The following is a 2,574-nucleotide window of genomic DNA, read 5'->3' on the forward strand; positions in this document are numbered from 1 at the left end:
CACAGCGACGAGGCTCTGACAGTGAAATTAGCGAGTCGGTTGTGATTGAACTTCCGTTCGGAAGTTCAATTCGGTGGTGGAGGAACGAACAACGGTGAAGAAAAAAGACGGGAACGATGAGATAGGCTACGGCAAGCCGCCGCGGAAAACGCAGTTTCAGAAAGGCAAGTCCGGCAACCGGCGCGGCAGGCCGCGCGGGTCGCGCAATTCGGCGACGCTCATGAAAAAGGCGCTATCAGACAAGGTGGCGGTGCGAGAGAACGGTCGTTCGAGAACCATCAGCAAGTTGCAGGCGATCATCACCCAGACCGTGAACAAAGCCGCGACCGGCGACCATCGCGCGCGCGAATTCTTATTCTCCAAGATTCCCTGGTTGCTCAACGATCTGATCCAGCCAGCGGGACCGCGACGCGACCCAGTGGAGGTCTTCAGGGAAGCGCGCAGGCTGCTTCGCGGCGATCCTGATGATCCGATCGACAACACCACTGATGTACGACGCGGAGTAAAAGACGTGGATCCGGTCGATTTGGTGGCCGCGTTGAAGAGAGCAGCAGCCCTCCGCGAATGCTCAGGGGCCGAGCCTTATTTCGAGCCCAGCCGCTGTCATCGACTTTGAGTTGAGCAAAACTACTTCTTGACCTTCGTCTTCCCGGTCCCGGCTGCGGATCCATAGCGCTTGCTGAAACATTTGCGACATCGGCGATCGCGCCGCTTGATGAAGCTCGGGGCCAAGTCTTTGCTCCCGCAATAGCGGCACACGAGTTTCTCCGATTTCGGCCTTTTGGTTGACTTCGCCGTCGGACGTTGTCTCTTAGGTTTTTTTGAAGTTCCTTTCTTATCGACCTTCTTGGTTTCAGCACGCACCGCGTTCGGCTGACCACTCTTGGAGGGCACAGGACAGTCGAACGCGACTACGAGGGCAGGAGCTTGATCTCCGAAATTCCGTCGTCCACGGCTCACCGCTCAAATTTGACAGATTTACGAGGGTCAAGTTTTCCCAGTCGAGCCAGCGGAAAAGTTGCATATGCGGCAATAGCTTTGTCTTGGGTGGTGAATAGATCGGGGTTAGCCAGCAGGAGCGCCCTGTCGCGGATCTCACCTCTGTAGAATCGTTCTTCTCTGATGAATCCGAGGAAATGTATTCTTTCGCGAATTAGACCCACGGCGGCGATAGGATTACCTTCCTCGAACAATCCTTTTATCGGCTCAAATTTGCCGTCTGCATTTTGCCAATGATGCGTCAGAAACCGCCAGTCCGGCGACTCCTGCAGTCCTCGATATCCGTAAGCCATCTCTCTGTAGTCAGCTATATCCCCTCCGCGATCGAGGTAACCACGCATATCGGCGAGAATCAGACGAAGCGCGCCGTCCTGTGGCGGAAATTTGGTAGGTCTACCTCCAGAGAAAACCTTTTCCGCTATCTTCTGTTCTGCCGTGATCATTTCGCCCTCTTCGCTGCGACCCGGATCTTCCGACGTCCAACGAAATAGCTGCTCCTCGAAGAGAGGCGCGATTTCGCGCGTGGCGCGGCGCGCCGCCATTGACAGCCTGATGCTCACGAGTTCAACAAGCCATGGTGGACTGGTGTCAATGCGAAACTCTACCGTGGATTGGCCGACGCCTGCCGGAAACTCGTAGTGGGCAATCGCACCAGTACTGTGTAGCTCGTCCGCGAAGCGTACTTCGAACATCAGTGGCATGTTCTCTGGTCGGATGCCGCCCGCTTTGTTTAGCCTCGCGATAACAGGTCTGGCCCAAGCGATACGCGACAAATTGGCGATCGCTTCGCTTGTGCGGTCGACTTCGGATCCTTGCAGGCGATCGGAAAACACTGCAGACAAGAGTAGCACGTATCGCGAAGGTTCGACCCCGCCTCGAGCTTCAACGCCATTCATGAGGAAGGCCGCAGACGTTGAAACAGTTTCTCTAGTTCGTCTCCCGAGACCGGGAAAACCTGGTGTAAGTCGTTTTCGTCGAGCCAGAAGTCCATCTACGATGCCGCAAATACGGGCTGTCCGGCGCTCCTTTTGAAACTCTAATAGCGCAGGGTCGCAATCGCAGTCTGCAAGCGGCCCTCAGCAAATCCGACCGGTCGTGAGCATCCGCCGGATAAAACGTCGGTACTTCGTGCACTCAAAAAGAGAAAATGAACGAGGGGTTGAGATCCACTCAAAGCGCACCGCGTGAGCGGCAAGCGGAGAGAAACCCGGCGACATCCGAGACGGTAGCGGCAATTGCCGATTCTCCCGTCCCCTTTTGATTGGCGTGAAGCCGCTTACACGCGCGATTTTCGCGCACTCCTACGGAGAATGCTCAACACCGGAGACTGTGTGGCGGAGCGCAGTCGTTTCGAACTCTCAGGCAACTTCACCGACTCGCAACGTTGATCCAAAAGGAGAAAGACCTGCTCTGTCTATTCGCGCCAGTGTCGGGCGGTGGTGTCGGTCAAGTGGTGGAAAGGGGAGCATCAGGTATCTGCGACGAGTTGAGCAGTTGAAGTATCAACTTGCTACTACGCTGCCTCCGGTTGTGTACTGACGATGGTTAGGTCTTGCCAGCCGACCAAGCGGCGCA

Annotated in this window: 2 protein-coding genes; one reads left to right on the forward strand and one right to left on the reverse strand. The window is 56.0% G+C overall.

What is annotated here, in order from left to right:
- Positions 1-94: 94 nt before the first annotated feature.
- Positions 95-616, forward strand: coding sequence for a DUF5681 domain-containing protein (locus Q7S58_RS16590; protein WP_304828294.1), 522 nt, complete (start codon positions 95-97; stop codon positions 614-616).
- A gap of 340 nt (positions 617-956) precedes the next feature.
- On the opposite strand, the gene Q7S58_RS16595 is transcribed toward Q7S58_RS16590, so the two are convergent.
- A complete protein-coding gene (locus Q7S58_RS16595; RefSeq protein WP_304828297.1) occupies positions 957-1,895 on the reverse strand; it encodes a hypothetical protein in 939 nt (312 codons plus the stop codon).
- Positions 1,896-2,574: the final 679 nt, after the last annotated feature.

It is taken from the genome of Candidatus Binatus sp. (assembly GCF_030646925.1).
In the GTDB taxonomy this organism is placed as follows: Bacteria; Desulfobacterota; Binatia; order Binatales; family Binataceae; genus Binatus.